The organism is Telluria sp. GW821-FHT07G12 (assembly GCF_059418525.1).
Genome location: NZ_JBWKQA010000001.1, coordinates 9,654 through 23,996, shown reverse-complemented (window position 1 = coordinate 23,996; position 14,343 = coordinate 9,654). Strand labels below are relative to the sequence as shown.

13 protein-coding genes and 2 tRNA genes are annotated in these 14,343 nt (G+C 63.6%); 7 read left to right on the top strand and 8 right to left on the bottom strand.

Annotation, left to right across the window (positions count from 1 at the left end; translation table 11 throughout):
* The first annotated feature begins 1 nt into the window (after position 1).
* Positions 2 to 634 carry a protein phosphatase CheZ gene (gene cheZ, locus AC07PE_RS00150; RefSeq protein WP_498760630.1) on the top strand — a complete coding sequence of 211 codons (633 nt, stop codon included), beginning with the start codon at positions 2 to 4 and terminating at the stop codon, positions 632 to 634.
* Between the two features lie 61 nt (positions 635 to 695).
* Positions 696 to 1,904, top strand: a complete 1,209-nt coding sequence (locus tag AC07PE_RS00145) for an EAL and HDOD domain-containing protein (protein ID WP_498760629.1) — start codon at positions 696 to 698, stop codon at positions 1,902 to 1,904.
* 72 nt (positions 1,905 to 1,976) lie between these two features.
* On the opposite strand, the gene AC07PE_RS00140 is transcribed toward AC07PE_RS00145, so the two are convergent.
* From AC07PE_RS00140 to metG, 7 genes are all read right to left on the bottom strand, one after another.
* Positions 1,977 to 2,312: a hypothetical protein gene (locus AC07PE_RS00140; RefSeq protein ID WP_498760628.1), complete on the bottom strand. Its 336-nt coding sequence runs from the start codon at positions 2,310 to 2,312 to the stop codon at positions 1,977 to 1,979.
* Between the two features lie 94 nt (positions 2,313 to 2,406).
* On the bottom strand, positions 2,407 to 3,153 hold the full coding sequence (locus tag AC07PE_RS00135) for a flagellar brake protein (protein WP_498762926.1): 747 nt from the start codon (positions 3,151 to 3,153) through the stop codon (positions 2,407 to 2,409).
* 124 nt (positions 3,154 to 3,277) lie between these two features.
* The gene (panC, locus tag AC07PE_RS00130) at positions 3,278 to 4,117 is read right to left on the bottom strand and encodes a pantoate--beta-alanine ligase (RefSeq protein ID WP_498760627.1); all 840 of its coding nucleotides are present in this window, start codon (positions 4,115 to 4,117) and stop codon (positions 3,278 to 3,280) included.
* A 16-nt stretch (positions 4,118 to 4,133) separates the two neighbouring features.
* Positions 4,134 to 5,021 carry a segregation and condensation protein A gene (locus AC07PE_RS00125; protein WP_498760626.1) on the bottom strand — a complete coding sequence of 296 codons (888 nt, stop codon included), beginning with the start codon at positions 5,019 to 5,021 and terminating at the stop codon, positions 4,134 to 4,136.
* A gap of 28 nt (positions 5,022 to 5,049) precedes the next feature.
* Positions 5,050 to 5,259 carry a DUF3460 family protein gene (locus tag AC07PE_RS00120; protein WP_498760625.1) on the bottom strand — a complete coding sequence of 70 codons (210 nt, stop codon included), beginning with the start codon at positions 5,257 to 5,259 and terminating at the stop codon, positions 5,050 to 5,052.
* A gap of 63 nt (positions 5,260 to 5,322) precedes the next feature.
* The gene (locus tag AC07PE_RS00115) at positions 5,323 to 6,639 is read right to left on the bottom strand and encodes an enoyl ACP reductase FabMG family protein (protein ID WP_498760624.1); all 1,317 of its coding nucleotides are present in this window, start codon (positions 6,637 to 6,639) and stop codon (positions 5,323 to 5,325) included.
* A gap of 122 nt (positions 6,640 to 6,761) precedes the next feature.
* Entirely contained in the window at positions 6,762 to 8,915 is a 2,154-nt protein-coding gene (gene metG, locus AC07PE_RS00110; RefSeq protein WP_498760623.1) for a methionine--tRNA ligase, read from the bottom strand.
* Between the two features lie 151 nt (positions 8,916 to 9,066).
* Here metG and apbC point away from each other — a divergent pair, with 151 nt between their 5' ends.
* The gene (gene apbC / locus AC07PE_RS00105; RefSeq protein WP_498760622.1) at positions 9,067 to 10,155 is read left to right on the top strand and encodes an iron-sulfur cluster carrier protein ApbC; all 1,089 of its coding nucleotides are present in this window, start codon (positions 9,067 to 9,069) and stop codon (positions 10,153 to 10,155) included.
* Positions 10,156 to 10,253: 98 nt separating this feature from the next.
* A complete protein-coding gene (locus tag AC07PE_RS00100) occupies positions 10,254 to 11,276 on the top strand; it encodes an RNA methyltransferase (RefSeq protein ID WP_498760621.1) in 1,023 nt (340 codons plus the stop codon).
* Positions 11,277 to 11,346: 70 nt separating this feature from the next.
* On the opposite strand, the gene AC07PE_RS00095 is transcribed toward AC07PE_RS00100, so the two are convergent.
* On the bottom strand, positions 11,347 to 12,516 hold the full coding sequence (locus AC07PE_RS00095) for a GGDEF domain-containing protein (RefSeq protein WP_498760620.1): 1,170 nt from the start codon (positions 12,514 to 12,516) through the stop codon (positions 11,347 to 11,349).
* A 184-nt stretch (positions 12,517 to 12,700) separates the two neighbouring features.
* Between AC07PE_RS00095 and gltX the strand changes: the two genes are divergently transcribed.
* From gltX to AC07PE_RS00080, 3 genes are all read left to right on the top strand, one after another.
* Positions 12,701 to 14,092, top strand: a complete 1,392-nt coding sequence (gene gltX / locus AC07PE_RS00090; RefSeq protein ID WP_498760619.1) for a glutamate--tRNA ligase — start codon at positions 12,701 to 12,703, stop codon at positions 14,090 to 14,092.
* 65 nt (positions 14,093 to 14,157) lie between these two features.
* Positions 14,158 to 14,233, top strand: a tRNA-Ala gene (locus AC07PE_RS00085).
* A gap of 32 nt (positions 14,234 to 14,265) precedes the next feature.
* Positions 14,266 to 14,341: transfer RNA gene (locus tag AC07PE_RS00080), tRNA-Glu, on the top strand.
* The last annotated feature ends 2 nt before the right edge of the window (positions 14,342 to 14,343 follow it).

The window sequence follows — 14,343 nt, the reverse complement described above, 5'->3', positions numbered from 1 at the left end:
AATGACTGATCACACGGCCGACTCGGGCTCGAATGACGAGGTCCTGAGCCGGATCGGGCACATGACCCGCTCGCTCCACGAGAGCCTGCGCGGACTGGGCCTGGACAAGCTGATCGAAAAGGCCGCCAGCGACATCCCGGATGCGCGCGACCGCCTCGACTACGTGGCGCGCCTGTCGGAAGATGCCGCCAAGCGCGTGCTGGACGCGACCGACGCCGCGTCGCCGCTGCAGGATGGGATCGATGCCTCGGCCGTGGAGCTGAGCAAGTCCTGGCAGTCGCTGCTGGACAGCGGCGAGGGCAGCGCCGAGTGGCGTGCACTGGCCGAGCGTACCATCGCCTCGCTGAACGATTCGCGCGCCGCGGTCGGCGCCACCAAGGGCCACCTGATGGACATCATGATGGCCCAGGACTTCCAGGACCTGACCGGCCAGGTGATCAAGCGCATCACCGGCATCGCCCAGAACCTGGAAAAGCAGCTGGTGCAGATGCTGGTCGATTTCGCGCCGGCCGAGGTCAAGCGCGAGTTCGACAACAGCCTGCTGAACGGCCCGCAGATCAACCCCGAAGGCAATACCGAAGTAGTGGCCGACCAGGGCCAGGTCGACGACCTGCTGGACAGCCTCGGCTTCTGAGTTTCTCCGATGCGCCAGCGGACGGCGCATCGCCCCCAGTCTTACCGGCGATTGTTATCAAATGCATCAGACCAACTTCATCGTCCGTGAACCACTGCTCGATCCCAAGCAGCGTGTGATTGGTTATGAACTCTGCTGGCAGCAGCAGAACGGCAGGGAAGTCGGTCCCGCCGAGCTCGAGTCGCTGGTCGGCTTCGTCGCCGAGCACCTGGTCGACGAAGACCAGAACTGGCTGCTGCGCGACAAGCTGCTGTTCCTCGATGCCGTGCCGGCCATGCTCTCCACCGATGCCCTGCACGCTCTGCCCCCGGAGCGCACCGTGCTGTCGATGAGCACCCGCGAACTCGCCAACAACGACACCCGCGCCGCCGTGCAGGCCCTGCGCGCCGGCGGCGTCGGCATCTCGCTGCGCGGCGCCAACCTGGACCTGCTGGGCAAGAACCTGTCCCCCGTTGCCTCCTACGCCGAAGTGCGCTTCACCGGGGCCGACGTCGCGACCCAGGCCCGCACCTACGCGGCTGCCAAGGCCTCCACTCTGCGCATGGTGGGCAGGCCGGTGGCCACCTGGGCCGACTTCGACGCCTGCGCCGCGCTGGGCCTGGACGCTTTCGTCGGCAAGCTGCACCTGACCCCGCGCGACGGCGGCAATACCAAGGGCATGAACCCGGCCCAGGCCATCATCCTGCAGCTGATGCAGATGGTGCAGAACAACGAGGACGTGCCCAAGATCGAGGCCGTGCTCAAGCGCGACCCGGCGCTGATCTACAAGCTGCTCCGCTTTATCAATTCCGCCGGCTTCGGCGCCGGCCGCCAGATCGAGTCGCTGCGCCAGGCGATCGCCATGCTGGGCTATGCGCCGCTGTACCGCTGGCTGGTGCTGCTGCTGGCCACCGCCAGCTCGAGCGGCTATTCGCCGGTGCTGATGGAAACCGCGGTCGTGCGCGCCCGCCTGTGCGAATTGCTGGGCCAGAAATTCCTGCCGCGCGCGGAAGGGGAATACCTGTTCGTGGCCGGCATGTTCTCGCTGCTGGACCGTCTGCTGGGCCTGCCGATGAAGGAGGTGCTGGAGACGATTCAGCTGCCGGACGAGGTGGTGCGTGCACTGCTGACGCGCGGCGGCGTGTATGGGCCTTACCTGGCGCTGGCCGAGGCTTGCGAGCTGAATTCGCAGCTGGTGGCGTCGATGGCGGCTTCGCTCGACATCAGCCCTACCGATGTGAACAAGGCGCATTTGAGCGCGCTGGCCTGGGCGCAGAATATGGCGACCTAGTCGCTTGAGGTAGCAGCGAACAGAAAGGCCAGTCAGCTGAATTGACTGGCCTTTTATTTTGGGGCTGGCTGGCTACCTCTGGGAGCTGCGTCTATTCTTCAGCGCTTGAACGTGAAGCGCCTCGATATCCGGCTCGTATTCGTTCAGCACCTGCATGACCGCCGCGTCGGCGGCGTACTTTCGCTTCAGCTTTTTCAGTTCTTTGTCGGTACCTGTGCACAGCTTGCGTATCTCGCGGTTGACCTCTTTCATGCGCTGTTTCTCGGCGTGATCCGGGATCTCTCCGCGCATATGGTCGCAGCCTTCGCGTTTATCGACGAAATGCTGTACGTCGTGGGGAACGATATCTGTCGCCAAAGTCGACGAAATCGGCAGCAGCATGGCGAGGAAAATTAGAATTCGCGTCATGGTTCCCCATTTGCTTATCAGGTTTACCGCTTGGGTATCGATGTGAAAATGGCCTACACAGGGCCATTTATAATTTTTACCATCTGGCAAAAACTCACCGCTTCATCTGCACCTTGCTAACGGCCCGCTCCAGCCGCTGCTTCATCTGCATGTTGATGTTCGAAATCCTGCATCCGACCTGCACCTGCTGGCCCAGCAGGAAGGTACGGAATGGCCGTAGCAGGCGCACTTCCAGATCTGCAGTGATCGACAGCGACGGCCCCAGCTCCAGCTCCACGCTTTCCAGCTTCTTGCCCACGAACAGTTCATAGGCCTGGTCCGGCGTCGCGCGCAGACCGACGCCGCCGAGCGAGAAGTCGTACAGCGGCAGTTCGAAGACCTTGCCCAGATAGGTGAAGCGGGCGCCGTAGCTGCCGCCCAGCGGCGTTTCAAGGCGCGCCTCGGCGCGGCGGTTCAGGACCTGACAGACTTCCGGCAGCGGCAGCTCGACCGCCTGGGCGCGGCCGGTGACGATACTCCAGTTGGCGTCCAGCTCGAACTGGACCTTGGCGTTCCCGCCAAGCGACGCCACGAACACCGCCTTGCCCTCGGCCAGGATGCTGTCCTCGGCCAGCTCCAGGATGAAGGAGCGGCGGTCGGGATCGACGGCGTCGATGCGCGCCATGACGAAGTCCTGGCCCATCGGGTAGACGGTGACGGCTTCGCCGGTTTGCGCCAGGGTCGACAACGTGTCGAAGATCTGGAAGGCGTCGACCATTTGGTGCGAAGCCATATTCGGCTTGATGCGCTCCAGGGCGTCGCTCAGTTTGGGCAGACCCTTGCGCATCTGGTTGGTGGCCATGTCGGTCACTGGACTACTCCTTGAAGCTTTTTACGTGGTTTGGGTAAAAAGTGATGCCCGTAGATTCTAGCAAACAAAGTTGCCATTATCTACAGGGCAATTTCAAAAAAGAAAGTAGTGTGGTTTAAATCTCTAGATTATCGATCAGGCGGGTATTGCCCAGTTTGGCTGCGGCCAAGACTACCAGTTGCTCACCAGCAAGGTATTCGTCACTAGCCGGCGCCTGCAGGTTCATGCGCTTGCGGATCGACACATAATCCGGCTTCCAGCCGCGCGCCGCCAGGCGGTCCATCGCTTCCTGTTCCAGCGCCAGCAAATCAGCGTGGCCAGCGCGGGTCTGCTCGGCCACGTAGTTGAGGGTCTGGTAGAGGAAGGGTGCCTCGGCGCGTTCTTCCGTCGACAGGTAGCCGTTACGCGAGGATAGGGCCAGGCCGTCCTCGGCGCGGAAGGTCTCGGCGCCGATGATTTCGGTCGGCATCGCCAGCTGGCGCGCCATGTTACGGATGATCATCAGCTGCTGGTAATCCTTCTTGCCGAACACGGCCACGCGCGGCTGCACGCAGGAGAACAGCTTGGTCACCACCGTGCACACGCCGGGGAACATGGCAGGGCGGAACTCGCCTTCTAGGATGTTGCCCAGGTCGTCAGGCGGCAGCACGCGGTATTCCTGCGGCTCCGGGTACAGGTCCTTCTCGGTCGGCGCGAACAGCACGTACACGCCTTCCTTCTCCAGCTTCTCGACGTCGGCCTGGAAGGTGCGCGGGTATTTGTCGAAGTCCTCGCTCGGGCCGAACTGCAGGCGGTTGACGAAGATCGAGGCGACCACCGGGTCGCCGTGGCGGCGCGCCAGGCGCATCAGCGAGAGGTGGCCTTCGTGCAGGTTGCCCATCGTTGGAACGAAGGCGGTGCGCAGTTGTCCGCGCAGCTGGTCGCGCAGTTCGTCGATGGTGGAGATGATTTTCATGGTGTCTTTGTAATGCTCAGGCCGGCGAATAGGCCAGCCGGACGTAGATGGGCGCGAATGGTTCGGCCTGGGTAATTTCGATCAGGGTTTCCTTGGCCAGCTCGAGCATGGCCACGAAGTGCACGACCACGACCGGCACGCTGGCCTGGCCGTGGAACAGTTCCGAGAATTCAATGAAGCGGTTCGATTGCAGTGTACGCAGGATCGCCGACATGTGCTCGCGCACCGACAGCTCCTCGCGGCCGATCCGGTGATGCTGGGTCAGCTTGGCGCGGCGCAGCACATCCATCCAGGCGCGCTGCAGGTCGTGCGGGTCGACCTGCGGCCAGACCGGCGCCAGGCCCTGTTCGACTGGCAGCGACGGGCGCTGGAAGTCGCGGTCGAGCTGGGGCAGGGAGCCCACCTGCTGGGCCGCCATCTTGATCTGCTCGTACTCCAGCAGGCGCCGCACCAGTTCCGCGCGCGGGTCGCCGGCGTCCTCGACCAGGTCGTCCTGGCGCTTGGGCAGCAGCATGCGCGACTTGATCTCGATGAGCATGGCCGCCATCAGCAGATACTCGGCCGCCAGCTCCAGGTTGGTCTTGCGGATCTGCTCGACGTATTCCAAGTATTGCAGGGTCACCTGCGCCATCGGGATGTCGAGGATGTTGAAGTTCTGCTTGCGGATCAGGTACAGCAGCAGGTCGAGCGGACCTTCGAAGGCGTCGAGGAAGACTTCGAGCGCGTCGGGCGGGATGTACAGGTCGTTCGGCATGCGCAGCAGCGGCTCGCCGTAGAGGCGGGCGATGGCGGCCTCGGCCGCCTCATGTGCTTCGCTTGACGCCTGCAGGTCGGCGTCGACGATGGCGCCGTCGTCCGGCGTGGGATCGGCGCCCCCCTCGGGGGACGCCTGCTCGGGCACCATCGTCGTCAGCCTCTGCCGTCAGCCGGCCTCAGACCTTGGTCTGGTACGGATAAGCCTGCTGGCGCAGGCGCGACTCGGCGATGCGGCGCTGCTCGTCCAGCGACAGCGGCGCCTTGTCCCACAGCAGGGAACGGCCTTCAACCTGGCGTTCATCCATGCCCGGGGTTTTCTCTTTCAGTTCCTTGATGAACTTGGTGTGATCGGATTCGTAATTCGAGTGTTTCGTGAACAGGCCCATGGTGCTCTTTAAACTCTACAAAAAGTGGCGTACAAACGTGCGATTTTACCGCGCCTGGCTGGATTACTTGTGCAGCTCGTTCAGCTGGCGGGCGATGATGTCGTGGTTGAGCCACAGCACCGGCGCAATCTTCTCGGCCGCGCCGTGGAACATCAGCGGACCGGTGCCTTCCAGAACCAGCGAAGACAGGTGATCGGTGATCAGTGCCTTCTTGTCCTGGTGCAGCGAGGTGATCTCGTCCGAGGTGCCGATCATCAGGTCGGCCAGCTCCGGCGAATTGTCCATCGGCCAGGCTTCGAAATTGCGGAAGCCGGCGCTGGTGTCGGTTTGCAGATAGCTTTCCAGCTTGTCCAGAATGTTCTGAACCGACTCGCCCTCGTTCAGCAGGGCCTGGCAGGCATCCCACTGCTGCTGGGCCCAGGCGCCGCCGCCTTCTTTCTTCAGTGCGGTCAGCAGCGGGAACAGCGACAGTTCCACCCCGACGAAGATGTCCGACGAATTGGTGCGGATTTCCGGGCAGTTGAACACGGTTGCGGCCACGCCCTGGTTCCAGGCGGCTTCAGCGATCGACTCCAGGCGCATCTTGGCGTAGCCCTGGGTGTAGTTGGTGTAGGTCTGCCACTTGTACTCGCCACCGATCAGCACTTCGGTGCCGTGGTAGCCGTAGGCGGTGTAGCGGACCTGGCCGCCTTTCGATTCGACGCGCGCGCGGATCGAGGCCGAGGCATCGATCAGGTACTTCAGGGTATTCGCCGAGACTTCGTCGAAGTTCATCAGGATCAGCTTGCCCAGGTCGCTGTCGAGCAGGGCGCGCGAGGACATGAAGCGATCGCCGCGGCCTTTATAGATGCGGTTGGCAATGGCCAGGAAGGCCTTGATGCGCGGGATGCCGCCGGCCATGGTGTGCGCGAAGAACACGTTGGCGCCGTCCGGGATCAGCTTGTCGATCTCGGCCATCGACTGGCGGGCCGATTCCGTGAAGCGGGCCACGCCGGCCTGGCGGCACAGCTCGATCTTGTCCCAGTCCAGCTTGTCTTCCTGCCAGCTCTTGAGGGTAACGCCGGACAGCATCTCGGTCGGGTTCTGCTCGCCCGCCGGGGCATCCATGTCGAAACCGGCCATCAGCGGCACATTGATGATGCGGCCGCCCAGCTTGGCTTCCGCTTCCGCATGCTCTTCCGCGGTCAGGGCGCGCAGGGTGCCGTCGTCGTTGCGGCGGCCCACGGTGATGCCCACGATGGTCATGCCGGCCTTGCGCGCTTCGTCGATCAGGCCGTTCGCGTAGCCACGGCCGAACAGTTCGCCGAACAGCACGAAGACGTCGCCTTGACGGAACAGGTTCGCTTGCGGGATGTGTCGCAGGGCTTTGTATTCGGTCATTTTATTTTGCTACCACTCAAAAGTAAGAAACAGCGCGCATTATAGCCATGCGCGCGCCCAAATTAATAGACGGTCAATAGGCGCGTAGGGTGGGCACCCTGTGCCCACCATGCGCTGCCGGATTATCGAATACGCATCCCCGGCTGCGCACCAGACACCGGCTCCAGCAGGTACAGCCCCGGATTCGTCTTCTCATCCTTGGCGGAGGCGCACAGCACCATGCCTTCCGAGATGCCGAACTTCATCTTGCGCGGCGCCAGGTTGGCGACCATCACGGTCAGCTTGCCGATCAACTGCTCAGGCTGGTAGGCCGACTTGATGCCCGAGAACACATTGCGGTAGCGGCCTTCGCCCAGGTCCAGGGTCAGGCGCAGCAGCTTGCTCGAGCCTTCCACGTGTTCGCAGTTGACGATCTTTGCCACGCGCAGGTCGATCTTGGTGAAGTCGTCGATCGAGATTTCCGGGGCCAGTTCTTCGATATCGCCGGCTTCGGCGGCAGGCAGATTGCTTTCGGCTGCGCTTGGTGCTGCGGCGGCCGGCGCTGCTGCCGGGGCGGCGACTGCGGGAGCCGCCGGCTTGTCGAACAGGTCCTCGACCATCTTCGCGTCCACGCGCTGCATCAGGTGGCTGTAGGCGCCGATGGTGCGGCCCAGCATGGTGTTGTAGACGTTCTCGCCGCGGGTGTCGTCCCAGGAGAAGGCCGCGTCGCCCAGGAATTCCTTCACGCGCTCGGCCACGTGCGGCAGCACCGGCGACATCATGACGGTCAGCTGGCGGAACAGGATCAGGGCCGTGGTGCAGACCTCGTGCAGCTCGGCGACTTTCGATTCGTCCTTGGCCAGGATCCAGGGCTTGTTCTCGTCGACGTACTGGTTGGCGACGTCGGCGATGGCCATGATTTCACGCAGGGCGCGGCCGAATTCGCGGGCTTCGTAGCTGGCGGCGATGGTCGCCTGGCGCTCGCCGTCTTCGCCGTTCAGGGCGCGGGCGATCCATTGTTTTGCGCCGTCGGACAGCATTGATGCCAGCTTGCCGTCGAACTTCTTGGCGATGAAGCCGGCGCAGCGGCTGGCGATGTTCACGTACTTGCCGATCAGGTCGCTGTTGACGCGGGCGACGAAGTCTTCACCGGTGAAGTCCAGGTCCTCGACCTTGCTGTTCAGCTTGAACGCCAGGTAGTAGCGCAGCCACTCCGGGTTCATTTTCAGTTCCAGGTAGCGCAGCGGCGAGATGCCGGTGCCGCGCGACTTCGACATCTTTTCGTTGTTCACGGTCAGGTGGCCGTGGACATTGACCTTCAGCTTGTCGATGATCGGGTGGTTCGAGAAATTCAGCATCGCCGGCCAGAACAGCAGGTGGAAGGAGACGATGTCCTTGCCGATGAAGTGAACCTGCTCGGCGGCCGGATCGTTCAGGAAGGCTTCGTAGTCGAGGCCTTTCTTTTCGAAGTAATTCTTCAGCGAGGCCAGGTAGCCGACCGGCGCGTCCAGCCAGACGTAGAAGAACTTGCCCGGCGCATCCGGAATCGGGATGCCGAAGTAGGGCGCGTCGCGGGAAATATCCCAGTCGGCCAGCTTTTCGCCGTTCTCGCCCAGCCACTCGGAGACTTTATTCACCATTTCCGGCTGCAGGCGGCCCGGGGTGTTCAGCCATTCCTTCAGGAACTGGAAGCAGCGCGGATCGGACAGCTTGAAGAAGTACTGCTCGGACGGCTTCAGCACCGGGGTCGAGCCGGTGAACACCGAGTACGGGTTGATCAGTTCGGTCGGCTGGTAGGCGGCGCCGCAGACTTCGCAGTTGTCGCCGTACTGGTCCTTGGCGTGGCAGACCGGGCACTCGCCCTTGATGTTGCGGTCGGCCAGGAACATGCCCTTGGTCGGGTCGTAGAAGCGGTCGACGGTCTTGGTATAGATGAGGCCGGCATCACGCAGCTTGCGGTAGATGCCCTGCGACAGCTCGACGTTTTCCGGCGAATCGGTCGAATACCAGTTGTCGAACGCGATGTGGAAGCCGTCCAGGTACTGGGCGCGGCCGGCAGCGATGCGGGCCACGAATTCCTGCGGCGTCACGCCTTCCTTCTCGGCGGCGATCATGATCGGGGTGCCGTGGGTGTCGTCGGCGCCGACGAAGTGCACCACGCGCTGCTCGCCGCCGTCTTTCTGCATTCGCTGGAAGCGGACCCAGATGTCGGCCTGGATGTATTCCATCATGTGGCCGATGTGGAAGGCGGCGTTGGCGTAGGGCAGGGCGGTGGTGACGAACAGCTTGCGTGTCATGGTCGGAAAAGGGAGATCGATATATGAAAAAAGGCATTTTACCAGCGGATGACCCTGAACGCGCAGGGGGTAATCAAGCCATTTGCCACTTGTACAAGTGTCGTTGCCTCGATTTACGCTAAACTCTTGCGCATCACATCCGGAGAATTCCATGAGCATCACTGTAGAAGACGTCAAGGCCGCGCTGGCGGCGGTCGTCGACCCGAATACCAATAAAGATTACGTCAGCACGCGCTCCGTCAAGAACATCCAGCTCGACGGCGGCAATGTTTCGCTCGACATCGAACTCGGCTACCCGGGCAAGAGCCAGGTCGGCCTGGTCCGCAACGCCGTCATCGAGGCGCTGCGCCAGCTGCCGGGCGTGCAGAACGTCAGCGTCAACGTCAGCAGCAAGATCATCTCGCACACCGTGCAGCGCGGCCTGAAGGTCATGCCGAACGTGAAGAACATCATCGCCGTCGCCTCGGGCAAGGGCGGCGTCGGCAAGTCGACCACCGCCGTCAACCTGGCGCTGGCCCTGGCCGCCGAGGGCGCCAGCGTCGGCGTGCTGGATGCGGACATCTACGGCCCTTCGCAGCCGACCATGCTGGGCATCAATGGCCGTCCGCAAAGCACGGACGGCAAGACCATGGAGCCGCTGGAGAACCACGGCGTGCAGGTGTCCTCGATCGGCTTCCTCATCGATCCCGACGAGCCCATGGTCTGGCGCGGTCCGATGGTGACCCAGGCCCTGCAGCAGCTGCTGGAGCAGACCAACTGGCGCGAGCTCGACTACCTGATCGTCGACATGCCGCCAGGCACCGGCGACATCCAGCTGACGCTGTCGCAGAAAGTGCCGGTGACGGGCGCCGTGATCGTCACCACGCCGCAGGACATCGCGCTGCTGGACGCGCGTAAAGGTCTGAAAATGTTCGAGAAAGTCGGGATTCCGATCCTGGGTGTGGTCGAGAACATGAGCATGCACATCTGCTCGAACTGCGGCCACCATGAAGCCATCTTCGGCGAAGGCGGCGGCGAGAAGATGTGCGCCGACTTCGGCGTCGATTTCCTGGGCAGGCTGCCGCTGCAGCTGTCGATCCGCGAACAGGCCGATTCGGGTACGCCGACGGTGGTGGCGGAGCCGGACGGTGCGGTTGCCAACATCTATAAAGCGATCGCGCGCAAGGTGGCGGTGAAGGTGGCGGAGAAGGCGAAGGATATGAGCGCCAAGTTCCCGACTATCGTGGTCAAGAACGACTAAGCAAACCACTTGTCATTCCCGCGAAAGCGGGAATCCATACGTCGCGTGATATGCCGCCTCAGCATGGATTCCCGCTTCCGCGGGAATGACGGCAGTTTATGCGCATCGAATCCCTCCGCACCCACCTCCGCGCCCTCGGCGCCCTCCCGCTCCACGAAGACCGGATTCTGCGCGACTGGGTCCGCAACGCCGGCCACGAACACGGCCGCCGCCGCCCCACGGACTTCCTGCCGAAACCGGTGCGCGAAGCCCTCCCGCAGATCGACGCCGAACTCGACGGCCTGGCCCGCATCCTCAGCACCCATCCAGCCGAAGACGGCTCGGCGCGCCTGCTGGTCGGCCTGCAGGATGGCCAGACGGTGGAATCCGTGCTGCTGCCGCGCGACGGCGTCTGCGTGTCCAGCCAGGTCGGTTGCGCGGTCGGCTGCCAGTTCTGCATGACGGGCCAAAGCGGCCTGATCCGGCAGGTGACGAGCGGCGAGATCGTCGCCCAGGTAGTGCTGGCGCGCCGCCAGCGGCCCGTGAAAAAGGTGGTGTTCATGGGCATGGGCGAGCCGGCGCACAACCTGGACAATGTGATGGAAGCCATCGAGCTGCTGGGCGTGGAAGGGAATATCGCGCACAAGAACCTGGTGTTCTCGACCGTCGGCGACCCGCGCGTGTTCGAGCGCCTGCCGCAGGGGCAGGTGAAGCCGGCGCTGGCGCTGTCGCTGCACACGGCCAAGCCCGAATTGCGCGAGCGCCTGCTGCCGCGCGCGCCACGCATCACGCCGGTGGCGCTGGTGGAGGAGGGCGAGCGTTACGCGCGCCTGACCGGCTACCCGATCCAGTACCAGTGGACTTTACTGGAAGGCGTGAACGACGGCCAGGACGAGCTGGAAGCCATCGTCGAACTCTTGCGCGGCAAGTACGCCGTGCTGAACATGATTCCCTATAACGCCAACGAAGGCCTGCCCTTCAAGCGGCCCGGCTGGGACAAGGCGCATGCCATCGCGGCCTGGCTGTTCGAGCGCGGCATCCTCACCAAGCTGCGCGATTCGGCTGGGCAGGACGTCGATGGCGGCTGCGGGCAGTTGCGGGCGCGGGCTGCGCAACCAATCAAGATTCATCGGTCGGCGTAAGGGTACGCGGGCACGGGGTGCCCGCCCTACAAACGCGTACACGTAGGGTGGGCACCCCGTGCCCACGCAATCAAGCGACCCGCCCGACTTTCTCGACCAGTTGCCCCAGCTGCTTCGCCCGCACCTGGTTACGCCCGGCATGCTTGGCCTCGTACATCAGCTGGTCGGCCAGCGCGATCATGCCCTGCGGCGTGACCGCATGGCTGCCGCCGAACTCGGCGCCGACCACGCCGAAGCTGGCGGTGGTGCCCAGCGACAGCCCGCCTTCCAGCTCGACGCGCTGGTCGGCGAAGGCGGCGCGCACGCGCTCGGCCAGTTCGAGGGCGCCTTCCAGGCGCGTCTCCGGCAGGATGATCAGGAATTCCTCGCCGCCGTAGCGCACCACCGTGTCGATGGACTCCCGCGTCATCGCCTGCACCAGGGCCGCGAAACTGCGCAGCAGTTCGTCGCCGGCGTGGTGGCCGTGGGTGTCGTTGATCTTCTTGAAGCCGTCGAGGTCGCACATGATCAGCGACAGGCTGAGGCGGTAGCGGCGCGCGCGCGCGATCTCGCCGTCCAGCAGGCCGGCGTTCAGGTGGCGGCGATTATAGGAGCCGGTCAGCGGGTCGCGGATCGACAGGTTGGTCAGCACCTGCTGCGCCCAGTACTGTTCGCGCCACATGCGCGCATAACGCTGGGCGACGGTCACGCCGAATACGTTCGCGCATATCAGCAGCATCGTCAGCGAGGTAAGAAAACGCGTTGCAACCGCATGCTGGAACCAGGCCATGGCGATGAACACCAGGCTCGCGCCGACCGAGATCGCGGCTGCGTGCAGCAGGCGGTTCGGGATCAGCACATGGATGACCATGGCCATCACCGCCCATGACATGCCGTGCAACAGAATGTCGCCGGGGCGATAGGAAATCACGACGAAATAACTGATCGCCCAGCACACGGTGAAGACGCTCGAGGCATGGGCGGACGCACGCACGCTCGCCGCCGGGCGCCGCGCGTAATACAGGCAAGCCATGGCAATGAAAGGAATCGTCAGACGCGACAGCAGCGGCACGACGGCGCCTTCGAGTCCCAGTGCCGCAATGTCGGCGGCGCCGAACACCAGGTAGAACAGGGAGCTCAGCAGCAATGCGCGGCGCAGATAGCGCAGAATCGTGGCCGACTGCTGGTGCAGGAAGCCGGCTTCCGTGGCGGCGTCGGAGAATTCTCCGCGCAGGGGCGCGATGCTCGGGTCGTTCGACATTGGGGGGCTGACGTCAGGCAGGATCGGAGAAAGTGATGAAAATGCTGACCAAAGGCGAAAGGGTAGCCAATCTTCTAATTTCTGTAAAGTAATTAAATGCAGGATGCGTAGCGCGGGCGGGCCTTACGCCAGGCCGGTGGCAAGGCTGTAAAATAGCCCCTTTAGCACATCCACTTTTCACACCATGACCGTTCGTACCCGTTTTGCTCCCAGCCCGACCGGCTATCTCCACCTCGGCGGCGCCCGCACCGCGCTGTATTCGTGGGCCTATGCCCGCCACTTCGGCGGCACCTTCATCCTGCGTATCGAAGACACCGACCTGGAGCGCTCGACCCCGGAGGCGGTGCAGGCGATCCTGGACGGCATGAAGTGGCTGGGCCTTGAACACGACGAAGGCCCGTTCTACCAGATGCAGCGCATGGACCGCTACCGCGAGGTCGTGAAGGGCATGCTGGAAGCCGGCACCGCCTATCTGTGCTACTGCAGCCCGGAAGAAGTCGAGGCAATGCGCGAGCGCATGCGCGCGGCCGGCGAAAAGCCGCGCTACGACGGCACCTGGCGCCCGGAGCCGGGCAAGATCCTGCCCGCGGTTCCTGAAGGCGTCAAGCCGGTGGTCCGTTTCAAGAACCCGTTGGACGGCGAAGTCACCTGGCACGACGTGGTCAAGGGCCCCATCACGATCGGCAACAAGGAACTCGACGACCTGGTCATCGCGCGCCCGGACGGCACCCCGACCTACAACTTCTGCGTTGCAGTCGATGACTGGGACATGAAGATCACCCACGTGCTGCGCGGCGACGACCACGTGAACAACACGCCGCGCCAGATCAACATCCTGCGCGCGCTGGGCGCAGAGCTGCCGCAGTACGGCCACCTGCCGATGATCCTCGGTCCGGACGGCCAGAAACTGTCGAAGCGCCACGGCGCCGTCAGCGTGATGCAGTATCCGGAGCAGGGCTTCCTGCCGGAGGCGATGCTGAATTACCTGGCGCGCCTGGGCTGGAGCCATGGCGACGACGAGATCTTCTCGATGCAGCAGTTCACCGAGTGGTTCAACCTCGAGCACCTGACCGCGTCGGCGGCCCAGTTCAACCCGGAAAAGCTGGCCTGGCTGAACAACCACTATATCAAGCAGTCGGACAACGAGCGCCTGGCCGGCCTGGCGCGCCCGATCATGGAGCGCGAGGGCGCCCAGTTCGACGGCGCACCGCCGCTGGCCGCGGTGCTGGGCCTGATGAAGGAACGCACCAATACCATCAACGAACTGGCCGATGCGGCGATGCTGTTCTTCCGTACGCCGAATCCTGACGCTGCACTGCTGGCCCAGCACCTGACCGATGCCGTGCGCCCGGCACTGGCGCAGTTCGCGGAGAAGCTGCAGACGGTGGAGTGGAGCAAGCCGGCGCTGTCCGCGGCGATGAAGGAAGTGCTGGCGGCGAACGGCCTGAAGATGCCGCAGCTGGCCATGCCGCTGCGCCTGCTGGTGACCGGTCAATTGCAGACGCCGGCCATCGACGCGGTGCTGGAATTGTTCGGCCGCGACACCGTGCTGACGCGCCTGCAAAAGGGTCTGTAATCACCCTTGTTGGCTATTTGCGAAATGCAAGTGCCTCCGCTATAATGCTCGCACTTCAGCGCTGCGGGGGTATAGCTCAGCTGGGAGAGCGCTTGCATGGCATGCAAGAGGTCAGCGGTTCGATCCCGCTTACCTCCACCAACTCTGAAGTAGGCAGTAAAAGGAAGTTCCGGGTCCCCATCGTCTAGAGGCCTAGGACATCACCCTTTCACGGTGAGTACCGGGGTTCGAATCCCCGTGGGGACGCCACG